This window comes from Streptococcus mitis, from assembly GCF_002096735.1.
GTDB classification, from domain to species: domain Bacteria; phylum Bacillota; class Bacilli; order Lactobacillales; family Streptococcaceae; genus Streptococcus; species Streptococcus mitis_CZ.
The window spans coordinates 40693-61229 of sequence record NZ_NCVC01000012.1; the positions used below are offsets into that span (position 1 = coordinate 40693).

The 20537-nt window shown below is 39.6% G+C and carries 20 protein-coding genes and 1 pseudogene; 7 read left to right on the top strand and 14 right to left on the bottom strand.

All coding sequences use genetic code 11. From position 1 onward, the window contains the following. Positions 1–16: 16 nt before the first annotated feature. The 3 genes from blpA to blpC are packed head-to-tail and all read left to right on the top strand — an operon-like array spanning position 17 to position 3754. Positions 17–2170, top strand: coding sequence for a peptide cleavage/export ABC transporter BlpA (gene blpA / locus B7703_RS02215; protein ID WP_084923459.1), 2154 nt, complete (start codon positions 17–19; stop codon positions 2168–2170). A 10-nt stretch (positions 2171–2180) separates the two neighbouring features. Continuing rightward, positions 2181–3542 (top strand): peptide export ABC transport accessory protein BlpB, encoded by a 1362-nt coding sequence (gene blpB / locus B7703_RS02220; protein ID WP_084923461.1) that lies wholly within the window; start codon positions 2181–2183, stop codon positions 3540–3542. A 56-nt stretch (positions 3543–3598) separates the two neighbouring features. Continuing rightward, positions 3599–3754, top strand: a complete 156-nt coding sequence (gene blpC / locus B7703_RS02225) for a quorum-sensing system pheromone BlpC (protein WP_064276248.1) — start codon at positions 3599–3601, stop codon at positions 3752–3754. A 43-nt stretch (positions 3755–3797) separates the two neighbouring features. On the opposite strand, the gene B7703_RS02230 is transcribed toward blpC, so the two are convergent. Genes B7703_RS02230 through B7703_RS02240 form a run of 3 tightly spaced genes read right to left on the bottom strand, consistent with a single transcriptional unit; the run spans position 3798 to position 6232 of the window. Further along, complete coding sequence (locus B7703_RS02230) at positions 3798–5138, bottom strand: sensor histidine kinase (protein ID WP_084923462.1); 1341 nt, start codon at positions 5136–5138, stop codon at positions 3798–3800. A gap of 4 nt (positions 5139–5142) precedes the next feature. Next, complete coding sequence (locus tag B7703_RS02235; protein WP_064276246.1) at positions 5143–5889, bottom strand: response regulator transcription factor; 747 nt, start codon at positions 5887–5889, stop codon at positions 5143–5145. Positions 5890–5893: 4 nt separating this feature from the next. Next, positions 5894–6232, bottom strand: coding sequence for a LytTR family DNA-binding domain-containing protein (locus B7703_RS02240; RefSeq protein WP_049494994.1), 339 nt, complete (start codon positions 6230–6232; stop codon positions 5894–5896). Positions 6233–6508: 276 nt separating this feature from the next. On the opposite strand from B7703_RS02240, the gene B7703_RS02245 reads away from it, so the two are divergent. After that, the gene (locus B7703_RS02245; RefSeq protein WP_061438728.1) at positions 6509–6838 is read left to right on the top strand and encodes a hypothetical protein; all 330 of its coding nucleotides are present in this window, start codon (positions 6509–6511) and stop codon (positions 6836–6838) included. A gap of 62 nt (positions 6839–6900) precedes the next feature. Here the strand turns inward: B7703_RS02245 and B7703_RS02250 are convergent, their stop codons facing one another. Then, on the bottom strand, positions 6901–7950 hold the full coding sequence (locus B7703_RS02250) for an ABC transporter permease (RefSeq protein ID WP_084923464.1): 1050 nt from the start codon (positions 7948–7950) through the stop codon (positions 6901–6903). Then, positions 7947–8678: an ABC transporter ATP-binding protein gene (locus B7703_RS02255; protein ID WP_084923465.1), complete on the bottom strand. Its 732-nt coding sequence runs from the start codon at positions 8676–8678 to the stop codon at positions 7947–7949. Before B7703_RS02255 ends, B7703_RS02250 begins: the two co-directional genes overlap by 4 nt. A 67-nt stretch (positions 8679–8745) precedes the next feature. Between B7703_RS02255 and B7703_RS02260 the strand changes: the two genes are divergently transcribed. Together B7703_RS02260 and B7703_RS02265 are read left to right on the top strand one after the other, a co-directional pair. After that, entirely contained in the window at positions 8746–9156 is a 411-nt protein-coding gene (locus tag B7703_RS02260) for an HIT family protein (RefSeq protein ID WP_084923466.1), read from the top strand. Between the two features lie 9 nt (positions 9157–9165). After that, positions 9166–9453, top strand: coding sequence for a hypothetical protein (locus tag B7703_RS02265; RefSeq protein ID WP_000777754.1), 288 nt, complete (start codon positions 9166–9168; stop codon positions 9451–9453). A 279-nt stretch (positions 9454–9732) separates the two neighbouring features. On the opposite strand, the gene dnaJ is transcribed toward B7703_RS02265, so the two are convergent. The 8 genes from dnaJ to B7703_RS02305 form a co-directional block, all read right to left on the bottom strand. Beyond that, on the bottom strand, positions 9733–10869 hold the full coding sequence (gene dnaJ, locus B7703_RS02270; RefSeq protein ID WP_001066308.1) for a molecular chaperone DnaJ: 1137 nt from the start codon (positions 10867–10869) through the stop codon (positions 9733–9735). Positions 10870–11067: 198 nt separating this feature from the next. Continuing rightward, entirely contained in the window at positions 11068–11700 is a 633-nt protein-coding gene (locus B7703_RS02275; protein WP_084923467.1) for a DJ-1/PfpI family protein, read from the bottom strand. Positions 11701–12004: 304 nt separating this feature from the next. Then, complete coding sequence (dnaK, locus tag B7703_RS02280; protein WP_000034661.1) at positions 12005–13828, bottom strand: molecular chaperone DnaK; 1824 nt, start codon at positions 13826–13828, stop codon at positions 12005–12007. Between the two features lie 253 nt (positions 13829–14081). Continuing rightward, a complete protein-coding gene (gene grpE / locus B7703_RS02285; protein ID WP_045612792.1) occupies positions 14082–14606 on the bottom strand; it encodes a nucleotide exchange factor GrpE in 525 nt (174 codons plus the stop codon). A gap of 26 nt (positions 14607–14632) precedes the next feature. Next, positions 14633–15667, bottom strand: a complete 1035-nt coding sequence (hrcA, locus tag B7703_RS02290) for a heat-inducible transcriptional repressor HrcA (protein ID WP_000255759.1) — start codon at positions 15665–15667, stop codon at positions 14633–14635. Between the two features lie 160 nt (positions 15668–15827). Continuing rightward, the gene (locus tag B7703_RS02295; RefSeq protein WP_084923468.1) at positions 15828–16340 is read right to left on the bottom strand and encodes a DUF2812 domain-containing protein; all 513 of its coding nucleotides are present in this window, start codon (positions 16338–16340) and stop codon (positions 15828–15830) included. Positions 16341–16374: 34 nt separating this feature from the next. Next, positions 16375–16950, bottom strand: coding sequence for a DUF2812 domain-containing protein (locus tag B7703_RS02300; RefSeq protein WP_084923513.1), 576 nt, complete (start codon positions 16948–16950; stop codon positions 16375–16377). Continuing rightward, complete coding sequence (locus B7703_RS02305) at positions 16950–17270, bottom strand: PadR family transcriptional regulator (RefSeq protein WP_192851950.1); 321 nt, start codon at positions 17268–17270, stop codon at positions 16950–16952. The genes B7703_RS02300 and B7703_RS02305 overlap by 1 nt, the downstream gene beginning before the upstream one ends. 239 nt (positions 17271–17509) lie before the next feature. Here B7703_RS02305 and B7703_RS02310 point away from each other — a divergent pair. Beyond that, positions 17510–18817 (top strand): annotated as a pseudogene (locus B7703_RS02310) (transposase). A 72-nt stretch (positions 18818–18889) separates the two neighbouring features. On the opposite strand, the gene B7703_RS02315 reads toward B7703_RS02310, so the two are convergent. Next, positions 18890–20476 carry a G5 domain-containing protein gene (locus B7703_RS02315; RefSeq protein ID WP_084923470.1) on the bottom strand — a complete coding sequence of 529 codons (1587 nt, stop codon included), beginning with the start codon at positions 20474–20476 and terminating at the stop codon, positions 18890–18892. Between the last annotated feature and the right edge of the window lie 61 nt (positions 20477–20537).

The window sequence follows — 20537 nt, forward strand, 5'->3', positions numbered from 1 at the left end:
ATGAAAGGAATTGCCAATGACTTCTTATAAACGTACATTTGTTCCTCAAATAGATGCTAGAGACTGTGGTGTCGCTGCCTTAGCCTCGATTGCTAAATTCTATGGTTCAGATTTTTCTCTAGCTCACTTGAGAGAACTTGCAAAGACCAATAAAGAAGGGACGACTGCTCTTGGCATTGTAAAAGCCGCTGATGAAATGGGCTTTGAAACAAGACCTGTTCAAGCAGATAAAACTCTCTTTGACATGAGTGATGTCCCCTATCCATTTATCGTTCACGTTAACAAAGAAGGAAAACTCCAACATTACTATGTTGTCTATCAAACAAAGAAAGACTATCTGATTATTGGTGATCCTGACCCTTCTGTAAAAATCACCAAAATGTCAAAAGAACGCTTTTTCTCTGAATGGACTGGAGTAGCTATTTTTCTAGCTCCCAAACCCAGCTATCAACCCTATAAAGATAAAAAGAATGGTCTACTAAGCTTCCTTCCTCTGATTTTCAAACAAAAATCTCTCATTGCTTACATTGTTCTCTCAAGCTTATTAGTCACTATTATCAATATCGGTGGTTCTTATTATCTTCAAGGAATCTTGGATGAATACATTCCAAATCAGATGAAATCAACTTTAGGAATCATCTCAGTTGGTCTGGTTATCACCTATATCCTCCAACAAGTCATGGGCTTCTCCAGAGATTATCTCCTAACTGTTCTGAGTCAGAGATTAAGTATTGATGTGATTTTATCCTATATTCGCCATATTTTTGAACTTCCTATGTCTTTCTTTGCGACACGTCGTACAGGAGAAATCATTTCACGGTTCACAGATGCTAACTCTATTATAGATGCCTTGGCTTCTACCATTCTTTCTCTTTTTCTGGATGTTTCCATCCTGATTCTTGTAGGAGGCGTCTTACTGGCACAAAACCCTAATCTCTTCCTTCTTTCTCTTATTTCCATTCCTATATACATGTTCATCATCTTTTCTTTTATGAAGCCTTTTGAAAAAATGAACCATGATGTCATGCAAAGTAATTCTATGGTTAGCTCTGCCATTATCGAAGATATCAACGGGATTGAAACTATAAAGTCGCTCACGAGTGAAGAAAATCGCTATCAAAATATAGACAGCGAATTTGTAGATTATTTGGAAAAATCCTTTAAGCTCAGTAAGTATTCTATTTTACAAACGAGTTTAAAGCAGGGAACAAAATTAGTTCTGAATATCCTTATCCTATGGTTTGGCGCTCAATTAGTCATGTCGAGTAAAATTTCTATTGGTCAGCTGATTACCTTTAACACACTTCTTTCTTACTTTACAACTCCTATGGAAAATATTATCAACCTCCAAACCAAACTCCAATCTGCGAAGGTCGCTAATAACCGCTTGAACGAGGTCTATCTAGTCGAATCTGAATTTCAAGTTCAAGAAAACCCTGTTCATTCACATTTTTTAATGGGCGATATTGAATTTGATGACCTTTCTTATAAGTATGGTTTTGGACGAGATACCTTAACAGATATTAATCTCACGATTAAACAAGGAGATAAGATTAGCCTAGTTGGAGTCAGTGGTTCTGGTAAAACAACTTTAGCCAAAATGATTGTTAATTTCTTTGAACCCTACAAAGGGCATATTTCCATCAATCATCAGGATATTAAAAACATTGATAAAAAAGTCTTGCGCCGTCATATTAATTACCTACCCCAACAAGCCTATATCTTTAATGGCTCTATCTTGGAAAACTTAACCTTGGGTGGTAATAATATGATTAGCCAAGAAGATATTCTACGAGCTTGTGAATTAGCTGAAATCCGTCAAGACATTGAAAGAATGCCTATGGGCTATCAAACTCAGCTCTCTGATGGATCTGGTCTATCAGGAGGACAAAAGCAACGAATAGCCCTCGCTCGTGCTCTTTTAACTAAATCTCCTGTTTTAATACTAGATGAAGCTACTAGCGGTCTTGATGTCTTGACTGAGAAAAAAGTTATAGATAATCTTATGTCCCTCACTGATAAAACCATTCTCTTTGTAGCCCATCGTCTCAGTATAGCCGAACGAACCAACCGTGTCATTGTTCTTGACCAGGGGAAAATCATTGAAGTTGGTAGTCACCAAGAGTTAATGCAGACGCAAGGCTTCTACCATCATCTGTTCAATAAATAAGGAGAATGTCATGAATCCTAATCTTTTTAGAAGCGTCGAGTTTTATCAGAGACGTTACCATAACTATGCGACAGTATTAATCATACCTCTTTCATTACTGTTTACTTTCATCTTGATTTTCTCCCTTGTTGCTACAAAAGAAATTACTGTCACTTCCCAAGGAGAAATCGCCCCTACAAGTGTCATTGCATCTATTCAGTCAACAAGTGATAATCCTATCCTTGCTAATCATTTAGTGGCAAATCAAGTAGTTGAGAAAGGTGACTTACTCATCAAATACTCTGAAACAATGGAAGAAAGTCAGAAAACTGCCTTAGAAACTCAATTACAGAGACTTGAAAAGCAAAAAGAAGAACTTGGAATTTTGAAGCAAAGCTTAGAAAAAGCGACTGATCTTTTTTCTGGCGAGGATGAATTTGGCTACCATAATACCTTTATGAATTTTACTAAACAAGCTCATGATATTGAACTGGGTATCACAAAGACTAACACCGAAGTTTCAAATCAAGCTAATCTTGCCAATAGCAGTTCATCAGCCATCGAACAAGAAATTACAAAAGTTCAACAACAAATTGGAGAATATCAAGAGCTGAGAGATGCTATCATAAATAACAGAGCACGCTTACCAACTGACAATCCGCACCAGTCAATTTTGAATCGTTATCTTGTAGCCTCACAAGGACAAACACAAGGAACTGCAGAAGAGCCATTTTTATCTCAAATTAATCAAAGTATTGCAGGTCTGGAATCATCTATCGCAAGCCTCAAAATTCAGCAAGCTGGTATCGGAAGTGTAGCAACTTATGACAATAGTTTAGCGACCAAAATTGAAGTACTTCGTACTCAATTTTTACAGACAGCTTCTCAGCAACAACTAACCGTGGAAAATCAATTAACAGAATTAAAAGTACAACTAGATCAAGCGACACAGCGCTTAGAAAACAATACCTTAACCGCTCCAAGTAAAGGTATCGTTCATCTGAACAGCGAATTTGAAGGTAAAAATAGAATTCCAACTGGTACAGAAATTGCTCAAATATTCCCTGTCATCACAGATACAAGAGAAGTACTAATCACTTACTACGTATCTTCTGACTATCTACCTCTACTAGATAAAGGACAAACTGTAAGATTAAAACTGGAGAAGATTGGAAATCACGGCATTACCATCATCGGCCAACTTCAGACAATTGATCAAACTCCTACCAGAACAGAGCAAGGAAATCTCTTTAAACTAACCGCTCTTGCAAAACTATCTAATGAGGATAGTAAACTCATCCAATATGGCTTACAAGGTCGCGTCACTAGTGTAACTGCAAAGAAAACATATTTTGATTATTTCAAAGATAAAATTTTAACCCATTCTGATTAATTTTCAGATAACACTCTATAACTATTTATTATCTTATCAAAAAGGAGAATTGTAACATGGATAAGAATCAAAACCTAACTTCATTTCAAGAACTAACAACTACCGAACTCAACCAAATTACAGGTGGAGGATTGTGGGAAGAACTTTTATATAACATTCGTATATATCCTCTTCACATCACACAAGGACTTCATCAACCAATACAACTATAAAAAAACAAGACCAAGAGAAAGCACTCTCGGTCTTATTTTTTCATCATTCTGTATGTATCATAGTAAGCACCTGACGAAAGACTTGATCTTGACAGGTGGTATTTAGACTGGTATTGGGATGACTTTCCACAATTTTCATAACGGTATAGAGACCGACTCCTCTCTCCTCCCCTTTAGAACTTGCTCCAAAGGAGAAGATTTCAGAAATATCTATGCCCTCTTCTTTGATGGAATTTTCGATGATAAAGGTCTCCTGTTCTCCATTTTTAAAAAAAGCGATTGAAACATGAGGTTGACTAGCCTCTATACTAGCTTCAATAGCGTTGTCACAAAGGATAGACACAATAGTCAGAAAATCAAGCAGGCTCATCTCCTCTACCTGAATCTCCTCAGGAACTTCGACATTAAAGATAATCTTCTTATCTATGGCTTTTAGAAATTTCCCCGCGAGGAGACTTTTGAGGGCACGGTCACGAATATTCACCAATCTGCCCAGGTCATATTTATTGTCCTGCAATTTCTGACTAGAATCCTTTAAAACAGAGTCGTAAATCTCTTTTATCTGCTCCATATCCTCCTCTTCAATACCCAGACGTAAACTGGTTAAGAGGTTGGTGTAGTCATGTCGAAAGCTCCGCACTTCCTTATAAAGCTCCTCTATATGCCGACTATAGCGTTCCATATCTCTATAGCGCAAGATCTGCTCTTGGTTCAGTTTTTCCTGAAGTTTTTCCTTCAAATAGGTATCCAGCTTCTTGATAACACCCATAAAAAAGAGCAAGTAAAACACTAGAATCAGATGGCGAACAGTCGTTGATTGAATACCTTGTACATATTCAAAATAAGACAGACTTTGCATCACTAGATAGTAAGCCCCCATTATCCAGTTAATCTTAGTCAGGGACTTTTGAAAACCTTTATCTAGAATCTCCTTTCTCAAGCTAGTGAAATCATAGTCTAACCATCTCAAAAAGGCTAGAGAAATGAAGAAATTGAAAATTATTATACATAACCAAGTAAATGAGTAGTCATTATATAGTTGCCCTTGCTCTAAAAACGGAAGCAAAAAATAGGAAACACCTCTATAAAAGAGATTTACCAATATCATTGGAAAGAGACCATAAAAGATAAGGAGTTTTTTAGGAAGCCCTCTAAACAATAAGAAAGATAAGCCGATACCGTACAATGGTTCCGTAAAATAAGATAGGTAATCATTTCCTACTATATAGTTAATTGTTACAAAAACAAATGCCAACAGTATCTTAAAAAGAAAGGCCTTAAAAATCCTCTCAAAAGTGAGACCAATTCCATCTACCTTAAAAAATATAAACAACTCCAATCCAGATACCAAAAATGTATAAACTATTTTCCAAACTATTTCCATTCCATCACCTCACTAAGTGTAAGTTATTGATAGCCTCAGACACTTCCCTGACCTTATAACGCGCGATTAGGCAACTTCTCCCATTGGGGAAGAAAAGGAGTTTTTCTTTCTTATCCAAATGTATCACATTGGCAGGATTGATGAGAAAAGAGCGATGGCACTGCAGGAGACGAGGCTCCTGCTTGAGAATCTCCTCTAAACTCGCTGTAAATTCCAGTCTGTCCGTCTCGGTATAGAGAATGACATGATGAGATTTAGAAGACGTTTCGAGATAGTAAACCTCTTTAAAAGGATACTGGAATTGGGCAAATTTTGATTTAAAGTAAAAACAATCTTCCGCCAGACTTTTACTGTCTTGACTATTGGCATAGAGGAGGGCTGTCTCGATACGAGATTCAAATTCCTCTGCCGAAAGGGCCTTATCAATGTAGTCCAAAGCTGACACTTGGTAGCGAAAGGACAGGGGCATAAACTCCGAGTGAGTCGTCACAAAGACGATTAGGGCATACGGATCCCGATCCCGAATCTTTCTAGCCACTTCTAGCCCTTTCATCTCCTCATTTCGAATCTCAATATCCAAAAAGAATAGCTGATGGGCGCCCTTCTCATGCACCTCTTCCAGCAGTTGGTCTGGCTTGCCAAAGACCTCAAAAGAGCTGGGAGTGATATGATGTTCTTTCAAAAGTTTCTCAATCGTCGTTTCAATTCTAGCTTGTTGGGAAAAATCATCTTCTAAAACAAATATTCTCATCTTCTTACTCTCCTTCTTTCAACCATTTTTGACGAATTTCTCTATAGCGACGTCTGGCATACTTGACAGCGTATTGACCTTCTTCTCCAAGAAAAAGGATTCTTTCTTGAAAATCAATCGATTTTACTTTATCAAGATTGACCAAACAATTTCGATGACATCTCATCAAGGTTTCCCCATATTGGTTCTCAAGATTACTTAAATTTTGAACCATATTAAAGCTAGCTTCTTCTGTAACAATCTGTACAGTATGGGCTTTAGTTGGATGTGCTTGGATATAGTAGATATCGTCTACTTTTACTTTATAGGCTGTCTTCTGTGTCTGAATAATCATATGTTTCATTGGATTCTCCTCCTAAGAAGAGAATAACAGAAAAAATCTAACACAAGCCCACCAAATCCTAAACAGTCTTTGAAAACTCCTAAAAGGATTATTTTTCTACAACATCATGATGAGCTTACAACTATTTTATCATAAAATCTTAACAGTACCATTCAGGAAATTTCAAGTACAATTAAAGATTTGAGGCTGAAAAAAACTCTAAAAATGGTAGACTAACAGTATCAAAACACAGTTGCTAGAACCAAGACTGGCACCCAGATTAAAGGAGGAATTTTCATGACAGACACAGACCCCATCAAAAGAGCTCAGACTTTGATTACTGACTTAAACAAAGCCTATCAAGCATGCAAACAGGCAACCGCTGACGACGTCCGCTTTCAGGAGCAATTAAACTCTATTCTTAGCTTTCTAGCCAAGGCTGAGACAGTGGATAATCGAGTCTTGATTGAATTGGAAAAATTTTACCAGACTTCCAGTCTTCTCATGGGACTCAGCGCTCTTGATCCAGATGCTCCTACTCGCGCCGCTTGGCGAGCCTATGACCGCTTCCACTTTGATCAGGTCAAGACCAAGTTGAGTCTCTATGGACCAACCATTATCCTATAGTAACTAAAAAGAAGCTGAGACAAACTGAACTCAACTTCTTTTTTAGTGTCATACAGGCAATGTTAGTCCTGCATCTGACGTTTGACCTGATAAGGCAAATACAAGACTAGTAAAACCAAACCAGCACCCAACAAGGCTAGAAGGGCCAGTTTTTCTTGGAAGGTAATCAACCCGACAACTAATTCCACTACTAAGACCAAACTGGTCAATCCTCTGACCACTGCCTGCAAGCCTTTTTCCTTTTGCCCCTTGTCCAGTGGAAAGAGTTGGGTCAAATACTGGTAGTCAAAGGCATGATAGAGGGCCAGCAACTGGAAGAGCAAGAGGTAGTTAAACAGCACTACCACTGCTGTCGCAATCCAAGCTTGCTCAATAAAGACCTGTGCCAGTATGGAAAGCAAGAGCAGACGGAGACTGAGGGCAAAGAGGTCTCCATTTCGCAAATAAGAACGCAGATAGAGATTTTGCCAAATCTTCCCAGGCACCTTCTGAACAGCCTTTAAGATAAAGTCCAGATAGGCACGACGCTTGACGCTGTTTGAAATTCCCTTGACCTGCGTAAAGAGGGCAAAGAAACGAAGCAAGACTTGCTTACGCTTACTTTCTTGGGAAATGACATAGTCCCAGTTTAGTCCAGTTTCAGTAAAAAATTTGCTGGCCTTTTGACGAAAGAGGAAATATTTTCCTACTCCTAATAAAAGCACATAGACCAGAAAAACAGGCAAGCCATAACCCATGGCTAAAAATAAGGGCGCAAATAACAGCAAGAAAAGAGTTTGGACAAAAAGCCAAAAGACTAGGGAAATGCCAGTTTGACGCTTGAGATGGAGCTTGATTTCCTCTTCTCCAACTAAGAGAAAGAGCTTGTCTGGAGCCTCCATATAGGTGGCAATTCCACCCCAAAGCAAAAGTAAAATAGAAGTAATTCCAACAAACAAAAGGATAGGCCAATGATTTTCAGGAAAATGTTGCAAGAGTTGACTGTACTGGTAGGCTAGAAATCCCAGCAGAACAAGCAGGAACAAGACAAAGTGGTCATTGAAAACATAGCGCAGATAACCAAGACACTCCTTACGAAAAGCCTGCTTTCTCTTTAAAAACAAGTCTTTCATAGCTCCTCCTCTTTGGTCAGAGCCAAGTAAATATCATTCAAACTAGCCTCAGGCATGTCAAAGGCTTCGCGCAGTTGCGCCAGATTTCCCTTAGCACGCACCTCACCCTTGTGAAGAATGACAAAGGCATCACACATCTTCTCCGCCGAATCCAACACGTGGGTACTCATGAGAATGGACTTGCCCTTTTGCTTTTCCACTTCCAAAAGCTGAATCAAGTCCGCAATCGCCAACGGATCGAGACCAAGGAAAGGCTCATCCACGATAAAAAGACTCGGATCCACCACAAAAGCACAAATAATCATGACTTTCTGCTTCATCCCTTTTGAAAAATGAACAGGGAACCAATCTAATTTCTGATCCAGACGGAACATTTTTAACAAAGGTTCTACTCGCTCAAAAGCCACCTTTTGCTCAATACTATAAGCCATAGCAACCGTTTCGATATGCTCTCTGAGGGTCAATTCCTCATACAAGCTAGGTGTCTCAGGAATGTAGCCAATTTGCTTGCGGTAACTTGTCGCATCTTCTTGCAGGGTCAAGCCGTTGATATTGATGGAGCCACTATAAGGTGTCAACAGACCGATAATCTCATTAATAGTCGTCGATTTCCCAGCACCATTGAGACCAATCAGACCGACCAGCTGCCCACTTTCAACGGTAAAGGACACATCTTTCAAGACAGGGACATGAACATAGCCACCTGTCAGGTTTTTAATTTCTAACATATTTTCTCCAAATCTGGTATAATGTAGCTATATTATATCAAAATTCAAGACAGTAGAGGTAGATTTTATGTTAGATTGCATTTTTTGTAAAATCATCGCAGGAGAAATCCCTGCTTCAAAAGTATATGAAGATGAGCAGGTTCTTGCCTTTCTTGATATCTCTCAAGTGACACCAGGACACACCTTGGTCGTACCCAAAGAACACTATCGTAATCTCTTGGAAATGGACGCTACTAGCGCCAGCCAACTCTTTGCCCAAGTGCCAAAAGTCGCTCAAAAAGTCATGAAAGCTACCAAGGCCGCTGGTATGAATATCATTGCCAACTGTGAAGAAATCGCAGGGCAAACAGTCTTCCATACCCACGTTCACCTCATACCTCGCTACAGTGCGGACGATGACCTCAAGATTGATTTTATCGCCCACGAACCAGACTTTGACAAACTCGCTCAAGTCGCTGAAACCATCAAAAATGCCTAAGGAGTTGCCATGAAATTATCCAATCTACTGCTATTTGCAGGAGCTGCAGCCGGAAGTTATCTGGTTACAAAAAATCGCCAAACCATCACAGATGAAGTCTTGAATACCACTGACCGCGTTCAAGCTATCAAGGATGATGTGGATATTATCCAAAACAGCCTGCAAATCATTGACCAGCAAAAAGAACTCATCAAGGAATACCAAGAAGACCTGACTTACAAGTTTAAGGTCTTGGAAAAGGATATCCAGACTAGACTAGCTGTGATTAAAGAAACACAGGAAATCGAAGATAAGTAAACAGAGCCCGACGGCTCTTTTTTAAAAGGTAAACAAGTTATATCCCATTAACTATACATCATAATTTAGGCAACTCATTCACCATTTCACAACTAAATCGAAGACTTTCCGCCGTAATGAAAACACCTGAAACAGCTTGGTTTCAGGTGTCCGGAAACTTTGAGACTTAGGCTCAAAGTTTAGGTATGGAACTTCGAAGAAGGTCGCTACCGTCCGTCATTACTTAAGGAAAGTCTTAAAAAATCTATAAACAAAAAGAGCCACTCGGCTCTTTTTGCTTTATTCTCCTTCAAAGGCATCTTTTATATGGTCAAAGAAGCCTTTTTTCTTTGGATTGACTTTCAAGTCACCAGCAGCTGCGAATTCTTTCAAAGCTGCTTTTTGACGGTCGTTCAAGCCTGTCGGTGTTACGACATTAACGGTAACGTATTGGTCACCAACTGCACCGCCACGAAGGCTCGGAGCTCCCTTACCACGTAAACGGAATTTCTTACCAGTCTGAGTTCCCTCTGGAATAACCAATTCAACATCACCATGAACAGTTGGGATATCAACTGTGTCACCAAGAGCTGCTTGGACAAAGTTGAGGTTGAGATTGTAGAAGATAGTCGTTCCTTCACGTTCAAACTTGTCGCTGGCTTCCACAGAAACCACTACATACAAGTCACCGTAAGGTCCACCGTTAAATCCAGCTTCACCTTGACCAGCTAGGCGAATTTGTTGACCTGTTTCCACACCAGCAGGGATTTTTACATGTACACTATGAGCTTGTTTTTCATGACCTGTTCCGTGACAAGTTGTACATGGATCTTTGATTTCTTTTCCGCGACCATGACAGACATCACAGGTTACTTGGCGACGCATCATACCAAGCGGAGTCTGCGTATCAACGTTAATGACACCAGCTCCATGACAGCGTCCACAAGTGACTGGACTTGTTCCTGGCTTAGCACCAGAACCGTTACATGTACTACAGCTTGCTTCACGGTTGTACTTAACCTCTTTTTCAGCTCCAAAAATAGCTTCTTCAAATGTCAAGTTCACACGATACTGGAGGTCATCCCCTTGACGAGGGGCATTTGGATTGCGCGAAGCACCGCCTCCGCCGAAGAAACTTGAGAAGATATCTTCAAAACCACCGAAGCCTCCTGCCCCGTCAAAGCCGCCGAAACCACCTGCACCACCAAAGCCACCATTGGCACCAGCCGCACCATATTGGTCATAGGCTGCCCGTTTTTGGTCGTCACTCAAAGTCTCATAGGCTTCCTGAACTTCCTTGTATTTTTCCTCAGCACCAGGCTCCTTATTGATATCTGGGTGATATTTTTTCGAAAGCTTACGATAAGCCTTTTTGATTTCGTCTGCCGAAGCGTTTTTTGACACCCCCAGACGATCATAAAATTCAGTATTGTTCATACAAGATACCAAGACCGTAAAATTCGACTGAAAAATAGGAAATCTGACGCTGGAGCGATGCTCCTAGACAGATTTATCTTTTTTCCGAGAATTTAGGTCGGGTTCAATTCCTTTCTTTTATATTGAGTTAGAAATTCTGGAACCCGTGTTCAATTCCCTGAACACCTTTGTTCCTTTCTATAATTTTCATGTAAATCTTTAGAGGCTGTTTTCTATACTCTGCTTCACTTGATTAAACTCTTCATCTGATAGAGTAAATATCAAATCCTCTTCAGCATACTCGTTCTGTTCTTTAAAATAGTTGTCCGTACTCTCTGCCAACCCTAAACCGAAAATCACTTTTCTTGCAAACTCTTGATGTGCAAAACCGATAGCCGTAATGATTTGTTTATCTTGGACAAGAACTTTCGGTTGAAAATTCTTACGTGGAAGAAATTCAAAATAATCAAAGAAGTTTTGCCAAATTCCACCTGTAAATTTCGTGTCGTTCAACAAGCCAGCTTTCGCTAACAAAATGGGCGCAGAAGAAATTGCTGTAATTAAGATATCCTGCTCACCGAGTTCTCTCAAAAAAGAATCTAATTTTTCATCCTGTAGAGCAGGCCCTATGTTTACCATTCCTGGTAAAATGATACAAGAATACTCTTCTATACGTACTTGATCCAATGTTTTTGTAGGCCGACAAGGCAAGCCATCCTCAGATATAACTATCGAATAATCTGAAGCGACATAATCAATCGTGATGTCAAAAGACAGAGCTAAAGTACTTGTTAAAGCGGTTATCTCATAAAGAGAAAAATTAGGATAAATGATACAAAGTACTTTTTTCATACGCAACATCCTCTATTTTACCGAAAAACAGAGGCTGGGTTGCAACCTCTGGATTTCTTCTTATCATTACGACGTTCAAAAATAAAGTCGATTATACTTTGTTTTTGAACTAGTAAGGAGTTTAGACAAGTCGCCATAGCTATTGCCGTAGAATGACAATCACTTTAGTGATTAGTCATTCTTAACGAGTTAGGCTTAACTGAGTTTCGGCTAAAAACTTCGGAAAAAAGATAAGCCATCTTTTGTGCATCGCACAAGGCGATGGCTTCCTATTTTTCTTTCGTTTTCTTAACGCCTCAACATCTTACTTTTCAGTAAACTCTCCGTCTACGACGTCATCGCCTGCGTTTCCTGTTGCTTGTGCGCCTTCTGCTCCTGCTTGAGCTTGTTGGGCTGCTGCGGCTTGTTCGTAGAGTTTAACAGCAAGTCCTTGAGCTTTTTCGTTCAATGCTTCAAGTTTTGCTTTCATGTCGTCCAAGTTGTTGTCTTCTTGAGCTTTCTTAAGATCATCAAGGGCAGCTTGGGCAGCGTCACGTTCTGCGTCGAAACCTTTTCCTTCAGTTTCCTTGATAGTCTTTTCAGTCGCAAAGATTGCTTGGTCTACTTCGTTACGAAGGTCAACTTCTTCTTTACGTTTCTTATCTGCTTCAGCGTTAGCTTCTGCATCTTTCATCATGCGGTCGATTTCTTCGTCAGTCAAACCTGAGTTCGATTGGATAACAATTGTTTGTTCTTTTTGAGTTCCAAGGTCTTTGGCCTTAACAGACACGATACCGTTCTTGTCGATATCAAATGTTACTTCGATTTGAGGAATTCCACGAGGTGCAGCTGGGATATCTGTCAATTGGAAACGTCCAAGAGTCTTGTTATCTGCTGCCATTGGGCGTTCACCTTGAAGAACGTGGATATCAACGGCTGGTTGGTTGTCTGCCGCAGTTGAGAAGACTTGTGATTTAGATGTTGGAATTGTTGTGTTACGGTCGATGAGTTTTGTGAAGACACCACCCATTGTTTCGATACCAAGTGACAATGGTGTTACATCAAGAAGGACAACGTCTTTGACATCACCAGTGATCACACCACCTTGGATAGCAGCACCCATAGCAACTACTTCGTCAGGGTTTACTGATTTGTTTGGTTCTTTACCAGTTTCAGCTTTAACAGCTTCTACAACGGCTGGGATACGAGTTGAACCACCAACAAGGATAACTTCGTCGATTTCTGACAAGCTCAAACCTGCATCTGAAAGAGCTTGACGAACTGGAACTTTTGTACGTTCTACAAGGTCACGAGTCAAATCGTCAAATTTAGCACGAGTCAAAGTCATTTCCAAGTGAAGAGGTCCAGCTTCACCAGCAGTGATAAATGGCAAGCTGATTTGAGTTGAAGTTACACCAGAAAGGTCTTTCTTCGCTTTTTCAGCTGCGTCTTTCAAACGTTGCATTGCCATCTTGTCAGTAGACAAGTCGATACCGTTTTCTTTCTTGAATTCTGCCACCAAGTGGTCAATGATTTTTTGGTCAAAGTCGTCACCACCAAGTTTGTTGTCCCCTGCAGTTGACAATACGTCGAAGACACCGTCACCCAATTCAAGGATAGATACGTCGAATGTACCACCACCAAGGTCGAATACCAAGATTTTTTCTTCTTTATCAGTCTTGTCCAAACCGTAAGCAAGGGCTGCTGCAGTTGGTTCGTTGACGATACGTTCTACTTCAAGACCAGCGATTTTACCAGCGTCTTTAGTTGCTTGACGTTGAGCATCGTTGAAGTAAGCTGGAACTGTGATAACTGCTTTAGTAACTTTTTCACCAAGGTAATCTTCAGCGTAGCCTTTCAAGTATTGAAGAATCATAGCTGAGATTTCTTGCGGAGTGTATTCTTTTCCATTTGCAGAAACTTTTTCAGAAGTTCCCATTTTAGATTTGATAGAGATGACTGTATCTGGATTTGTTACTGCTTGACGTTTTGCAGCATCACCAACGATGATTTCTCCGTTTTTGAATGAGACTACAGATGGAGTTGTGCGGTTTCCTTCTGGGTTTGCGATGATTTTGCTTTCAGTTCCTTCAAGAACTGCAACTGCTGAGTTTGTTGTACCTAAGTCAATACCGATAATTTTAGACATGTGTTTTTCTCCTTAAATTTTATATTCTATTTTTCTTTTTGATACTCTTCTTAAGTGGCGGCGCCGTCAGAGCTTAACTTCGTCAATCTCTTTGACTAAACTTTGAGTCTAAGGTCTCAAAGTTTGCGCAAATAGCGCCACGGCGAAGAGTATCGTCTTTGGTTCGCTTCGCTCACTATTGCAAAGCCAAACATATTTTATCTTTCTTCATAGTTTAGTGTCGTTTCGGACAAATTTTGTCAAGTTTTCTAAACTAGTTATAGACCACTACCATTGCTGGGCGTAGGATGCGGTCATGGAGTTTGTAGCCTTTCTGGAAGACTTGGGCGATGGTATCTGCTGGGTGGTCATCGTCTGCTGGGAGAGTTTGGATGGCCATATGGTAGTTATGGTCAAATTCACCGTCAGCTGCGATTTCTTCGATTCCTTCTTCTTTCAAAGCGTGAATCAAGCTTTCTTGCACCATCTCCAATCCTTTTTTGACATCGTCTGTCAATCCTTCAACTGCGAGTGCACGCTCAAGATTATCGAGTGATGGTAAGATTGCTTTTGCCAAGTCCTGGCTACGATAACGTTGCAAGTTTTGACGTTCTTCATTGGCACGGCGTTGGATATTTTGCATTTCTGCATGAGCGCGAAGGTATTTGTTTTCGTACTCATCTGCACGTTCATTTGCCAAGTCCAATTCAGACTTCTCAGGAGTTGTTTCTTCTATCGTTTCCACAACTTCCTCTTCTTGGATTTCTTCTACTTCTTCATTTTTTATATCTTGGGCCATTTTCGCCTCCTTTAATGATTTCAATCTTAATGTACTTCGTAATGATTACTGCTGAGGTAGCGGTAAAAATCTGTCAACTTCATGGTCAAAACACGGTTGACCACATTGACTTGGTTGATTAGCTGTTGGTAATCCAGATTGACTGGACCGATAATGGCTAGAATTCCAACTCCCCGATAAGGAATGAGGAACTTGCTACTAATCACCGCTAGGTCTGCTAGACAGGACTCTTGACTGTCCGCAACACGGACATTTTGCATCTGATCCTCACGCAACCCCTCACGAATCTCCAGAGCCACCTTTTGAGGTTGGTCAAAGAACTGATAGGCTGCTAGATTGGCAAAATTCAAGAGATTGACCTTGCCCGCCACTACAATGTTTTCGTTGAACATTTCCTTAAAGATATGTTCAAAGAGATCAATCACATTATCCGTTGTTGTAAAGTAACGCTGGATAATCTGCGGAATCTCCGTCCGAATCTTGTAGTGAATATCTAGAACGGTGTGGCCGAGGAAACGTTCCTGAATGATGCTCTTCAGTTTCAGCAAATCCTCCTGCAAAAAGTTCCTTGGAATCAGAAACTGACTGGTAACCGTTCGAGATTCGTCTAGGGTGAATACTGCCAAGGCTGTATGTTGCCCCAAAACAACGATATCAAAGGCTGTCAACCGTTGCCTGCTCGGCTCAACATCCAGTGCCACTACCGTACAGCCACTCAAGTCTGTTAGTAGATTAGCAGCCTCTTGCAGAATATCCTCCAATTTGAAGAATTCCTGATCAAAGGCTTTGACAATCTCATAAACCTCATTTTCAGCCAGACGGTCAAAATCCAGTGAGTGTTTCACATAGTACTGAAAACCAGCAACACTTGGCATCCGACCACTTGATGTATGAGCCTTCTCAAGCAACCCTTGCTTTTCTAGAGCCGCCATGTCATTACGAATGGTTGCACTGCTAGAGTTAATAGACTCTTGCAATGCTTTGGATCCGACAGGTTCGTGCGTTTTGGTAAAGATGTCAATAATCAGATTTAAAATATCTTGCTGACGCTCTGTAACCATCTCATCACTCCTCTCTGTCTGATCGATTAGCACTCGATACACTCAAGTGCTAACTCATGATTCTATTATACACCCTTAAAAGAGAATGTCAAGACAAAAACTCAAAAAATTAGCACTCTTTTATCAAGAGTGCTAAAAATCAGTCTGAAGACCTAGAACCCTACCTTCCATCTACTCGGTATTTACTTTTTAGTCTGAAATAACCATAGATTAGATAAGAAATCATAAAGGCATATAGAGCAAAAATGACAAAGAAAGATTGCGACAGTTCTTCTCTAAACGAACTCATACAAACAACAAGACCACCTGAGAAAGCAACTGTACATGAACGAAGTCTATATCGCATAACTTCCCATCTGAGTCCCTTACTCATATAGACTTGATCCTCTGGAAGTAAATCAGAAGACGATTTACGAAAAATTGAACAAAAACCTGCTCCTATCAATTCCCAACCTCTATTTCTAAAATCTTGCAGTTCATGCTTATATTTTTTAAGAAATCTAGAATCATAGATACAGTAGATGACATCGTCTGGTTGACATTGGTCAAAATAGAACAAACCAAAACGACTCGTTCTATACCTCCAACCTTTCAAATGCATCTCATGTAAATATTCTTCTTCCTTGTCCAAATCAACAATGGTGAAAATCCGAAATTCTACTCTGCTATTCATTGTCTTACCCCAAAATTAGAAAACATGCCTGGCGTTATTTATCAGATAATTCTTTCCACTTTTGAAACAAGCTCCAAAAAATATAAGAAATCTGAATCGTATAAACTATTAATAAAGTACAGTGTATACTAGCAATCAAAAACATTTCCCAACTGAAAGAACTACCTCCAGCGACAAACTTTGAGAAAACCGGTAGTAGAGCTAAAAAGAGAAGCAAAATAGGAAACATCCGCCTCGTTAAAATCCGTTTGACCATAGCTAGCTTCCCGGCCGCGTCATTATAAATTTCAAACTCGGCATCCGACTCAATTCCAGAATGAAGTTTTCTAAAGTAGGAAAAACCATTAAAGTCTGTAATATGCTCCCAGCCACAGTCTTTAAATAATTGTAAATAGGAGGCTCTATCGGATTTTTTCATAGGATAAAAGTCCAACTGATAAGACACCTGCTCCGGTTGACACTTTTCAAAAGTATACTTAACCGCAACTACTAAGTTAGAGTAGGTCACTTCCTTAAGTTTCCAGCCCTCAGCATGCATTTTTCTAAGATATAAAGCCTCTCTATCATAATCCGCAATGGTAGCAATTCTATAAACAACCTTCTTTTCCATCATCTTTCCTCCAGACTGTTTCTATAGAGCCGTTCAATACGTTTCAATTCAATATCTAAGACTTTTCGTCCCAAGTCTGTGATCTGATAGATTTTCCGTTTTTCCTCTTCACGGACAAAGGAAATCAAACCATCCTTTTCCATTTTTGACAAGGTTCCATACATAGTCCCAGGACTAATCGAAACTTGCGAATCTGTCATCTCCTTGACCTTTTGCGTAATACTATAACCATGACCTTCCTTTTGCAGACAGAACAAGATATAAAAGCCCGTTTCCGTCATCGGAAGATAGACCCGACGAATCTTAGCCGTTAATTCCATTTGCATTCACCTCCTATTCAGTTCGATATATCGCACTTCGTTATATAAAATATATCACACCTCGATATAAAACGCAAGAAAAAGAGATCGACCTCAGGCAATCTTTCTGATTTATTAGGCTCCATAATATTTGTAGTGGGTAAATCCCCTATAGATATTATGGAGCCTATTTTTGTGTAAAAAAAGTCCCATATGACCTATAATGAAAAGCGACAAAACAACTCATTAGAAAGATTCATATGGAACAATTATATTTTATCACAAAACTACTCGATATCAAAGACTCAAACATAAAAATTCTAGATATCATCAATATGGATACACACAAGAAAATTATCGCTAGACTGGACTACAACGCCCCATCTTGTCCTTATTGTGGAAGTCAAATGAAGAAATATGACTTTCAAAAACCGTCGAAAATTCCTTACCTCGAAACGATTGCTATGCCTACCAGAATTCTCCTTAGAAAACTCCGTTTCAGGTGCTATCACTGCTCTAAAATGATGGTCGCCGAGACTTCTATCGTCAAGAAGAATCACCAAATCTCTCGTATTATCAACCAAAAAATTGCGCAAAAGTTGATTGAAAAGACTTCTATGACCGATATTGCTCGCCAGCTTGCCATTTCAACTTCAACTGTCATACGTAAACTGAATGACTTTCAACTTTAAGCATGACTTTAGCCGATTTCCTAACATTATGTCCTGGGATGAGTATACCTTCACTAAGGGAAAGATGAGTTTCATTACGCAAGATTTCGACAATCTCAACATCATCACTGTTCTTGAAGGCAGGACACAAGCTATCATCCGAAAACACTTCCTACGCTATCCTAGACAGGTTAGAAAACGGGTCAAAGTCATTACTATGGATATGTTTAGCTCCTACTACAAATTGGCTAAACAGCTCCGCTTTCGAATTTCTAGGCTCAGGCTGAAACAGTCCCCCAGACTGTTTCACTCCAAAATGCAAAAATCGTTCTCGACCGCTTTCACATTGTCCAGCATCTCAGTCGAACTATGAATCGTCTTCGCATCCAAATTATAAATCAGTTTGATAGGAGATCGCACAAATATAACGCACTGAAACGTTACTGGAAACTCATTCAACAGGATAGGCGTAGACTCAGTGATAAACGTTTTTATTGACCTACTTTTCGGTCACATTTGACCAATAAAGAAATTCTAGAAAAGCTACTTTCATACTCTCAAGAACTTAGACAGCACTATAATCTATATCAACTCCTGCACTTTCATTTTCAAGAGAAACAGGCTGACCATTTCTTTGATCTGATTAAAAAAGCAATTTATTCTGTAAACCCTATTTTTCAAACTGTTTTTAAGACCTTTTTGAAAGATAAGGACAAGATCATTAATGCACTGGAACTTCCCTACTCAAACTCAAAACTAGAAGCTACCACTAATTTTATCAAATTCATCAAGCAAAATGCTTTTGGCTTCCGGAACTTTGACAACTTTAAAACTAGAATTCTCATTGCTCTAAATATCAAAAAGGAGAGAACCAATTTGGTCCTCTCCAGGTTATAACTTTTCATCAACCCAATACAGTTGACAATGAGCCGGAATTAAGAATTCAATTTCTTATTTATTAAGAATGGCTTAGTCTTTCTTACGAAGGACAAAAGCTGCTAGGCTTGCAAAGGCAAGACCGATGATTGAAAGAAGACTAGTAGAAGCTGTACCTGTGCTTGGTAGAACTTTCTTATCTTGGCTTGCAGTTTCTTCTTTCTTAGCATTTTCAGCTTGGTTCCCTGTTGTTGCAGTATCTTTCTTATCACCGTTGGTTGTTGTAGAAGCTACTTTCTTAGTTCCTACTTCAACAATCTCATCTACTGCTGGAGTAGTGATTGTGTTGGATTTCTCAACACGACCTGTTTCTACTCCGTCTGTGTAAGTGACAGTTTCAACAATCGTGCGAACACCCTTCTTACCAGCTGTCTTCACTTGACGACTTCCTTCTGGAAGATCTGGATTTGTGACTTCCTTAGTTTGGAAAGCAACTTCTTCTGTCTTGGTCTCTTCCTTAGTCGTTACAACTGGGACTACTACTTTCTTAGTTCCAACTTCGATAACTTCGTCTACTGCTGGAGTAATGATTGTGTTGGATTTCTCAACACGACCTGTTTCTACTCCGTCTGTGTAAGTGACAGTTTCAACAATCGTGCGAACACCCTTCTTACCAGCTGTCTTCACTTGACGACTTCCTTCTGGAAGTTCAGAATTTGTGACTTCCTTAGTTTGGAAAGCAACTTCTTCTGTCTTGGTCTCTTCCTTAGTCGTTACAACTGCTTTTGAACCTGTATAAGTAATCTTGTTCTTTGCTACTTTCTTGGTCTTGCGTGAAACTTCTTTACGAGATTTTTCAACACCATCCACTTTTGTCACTTCATAAGTGACTTCATCGATACCTTCTTCACCTTCTTCAACACGCGTTTGACCTTTATCCAGTGTTGGGTCTACTTTCGTTTCTTCTTTGAAAGCAACTTTTTCCTCTACAGTCACTGTTTCTTTGATTTCTACACCTGTTTTCTTAGTTCCAACTTCGATGATTTCTTCTACTGGTTCTTTGGTAACTTTCTCGCTTTTCTTAGTACGAGCTGTTTCTTTACCATCTGTCAGTGTGATATCCCAAGTAATGGTCTTAATGCCTTTAACACCCGCTTGTTTCACATTACGAGTACCTTCTGCAAGATCGGCATTGGTTTCGGTACGAGATGCATAAGGAATCTCTTCTGTCGTAGTGATTTCTTGATGTTCAACTTTTGGTGTTGTTGGTTCTTCAGTATTGCCATTCAAAGTTGCTTCTACTTTAGCTTTCAAAGTATGATAGCGTTCTTCAAGAGGTGCAAAGAATTTTTTTCCAACTTCGCTCTTCATTGCTTTTTTGGCAATACCGTAATATTTTACAACATCATCTAACTCTCCTTGTACAAGTTCACGAGTTTCTTCATCTGAAGGATTCTTTTTAAAATCATTAAAATCCTCTTCAAGGTCGTTCATTTTATCTCTGAACTTAAAAGCGATACTTCTTTCCTGCGCATCAGGGATTTCTTCATCTTCGCCTGGTTCTTCTGCATGTACAGTCTTAATTTCATATAGATCAGGAGCTACATGATAAGTCGCTACTCCAAGAGCGTTTAAAGCAAGTATTGAAATCCCTAACTTTAATAATTTTTTTCTACTCATTATTTTTTCCCTTAACACTTTCAATATACAGTAAGGAGAAGAGTAAAATTTTCTACTCTCC